Raw genomic sequence first — 1236 nt, forward strand, 5'->3', positions numbered from 1 at the left:
CAGCGGTCAATTCATCTGGAAAAAACCACCCCCGATACGCACGTTGTGTTCTTTCTGCCATTCCAACGACTGTCGGCGAGCTTCTTCTATCTGCTCTTTGGTCATCTGCTTGGATAGGCGCTGTTTACCTTCCGCGCCGGCAGACCCTTGAAGGTCATAATACTTATAGGCCTGGACCAGATCGATATCGGTGCCGATGCCTTTCTCGTAGAATTTGGCCAGTGACACAAAGCTAGCGCTTGAATCCGCATACTTTAGCTTGCTAGAACGCAACAACCAATCGAAGGCCTTTTTATCACTCTGCTCGACACCCTTCCCTATATAGTACATTTCCGACAAAGCCAAGGCTGATATCTGATCACCTTGTTCAGCCGCGAGCTTGTACCAATAAATAGACTTATCGTAATCGGCATCAACGATCTCTCCATACTTATAATCACTATAGGCATCAGCCAAAGTCCTTTGTGATAGTATATAACCCATTTCAGCTGACTCTTTCAAATACCTTAGCGCAGCCTTGTAATTCTTACGAACACCAAACCCTTCATAGTACATTGAAAACAAAGAATATCCTGCATCAGCAACACCCTCTTGCCACAGAGACTTGAAGACAGAATAAGCTTTCTCACCATCCTCTTTTACATCTCGATAATTACTTCCATTGAGGTATGTTATGCCTAATATATACTTTCCCTTCAGATCACCGCCGTCTGCTTTTTGATGTAACTCGTCAAGTGACCACCACCTTGTCTCATCTCTCATCTCATGCCATGTCGGATCATTGTAAAGCGTCACCGAAAACGCATTCGAAGACCAAAAGACAAACCCTACCATGAACACAAGAAAAAAAAGCTTTAATAACCTCATCATTCAAACTCCAACTTAAACACATCCGAATAACGTAAAGGGCGAGCACGTCCATCCTGAAAAACGACGTTAAGCTTGGCACCAATCGTCGCTTCGTCATTGCCCAGATAGAAGGTACGCTCTACAGTGCAAACGCTATCACCTAAAGATATATCATACTCAGGCATCTCGGAATTATTTCTTCTTGTACCGCCCTCCTCATCGAGTACAAAAATTCCGTCTCTTTTGGCGAATGAATCGCTAAAGATTTCTTCTGGACGCACAATAGAAATCGTTTCCATCTTCAACCCAAACTCCATCTTCGACAAGTTAGGGATCCGCGCCTTGATCCTGACCTGCTTGCGATTCACGCGCTCGCCCTGGGGCCCC

The 1236-nt window shown here is 45.0% G+C and carries 2 protein-coding genes; both read right to left on the reverse strand.

The window, feature by feature from the left end:
- Positions 1–6 precede the first annotated feature (6 nt).
- Entirely contained in the window at positions 7–870 is an 864-nt protein-coding gene (locus tag DOM36_RS19730) for a tetratricopeptide repeat protein (protein ID WP_110644148.1), read from the reverse strand.
- Positions 867–1236, reverse strand: a 370-nt coding sequence (locus DOM36_RS19735) for a hypothetical protein (RefSeq protein WP_232823938.1), incomplete at its 5' end; no start/stop codon positions are given. The genes DOM36_RS19735 and DOM36_RS19730, both read right to left, overlap by 4 nt.

It is taken from the genome of Salinicola sp. CPA57 (assembly GCF_003206035.1).
GTDB classification, from domain to species: Bacteria; Pseudomonadota; Gammaproteobacteria; order Pseudomonadales; family Halomonadaceae; genus Salinicola; species Salinicola socius.

Bases quoted from the DNA above. Each gene is read 5' to 3' on its own strand.
- DOM36_RS19730 (WP_110644148.1), bottom strand. From the start codon at position 870: ATGATGAGGTTATTAAAGCTTTTTTTTCTTGTGTTCATGGTAGGGTTT.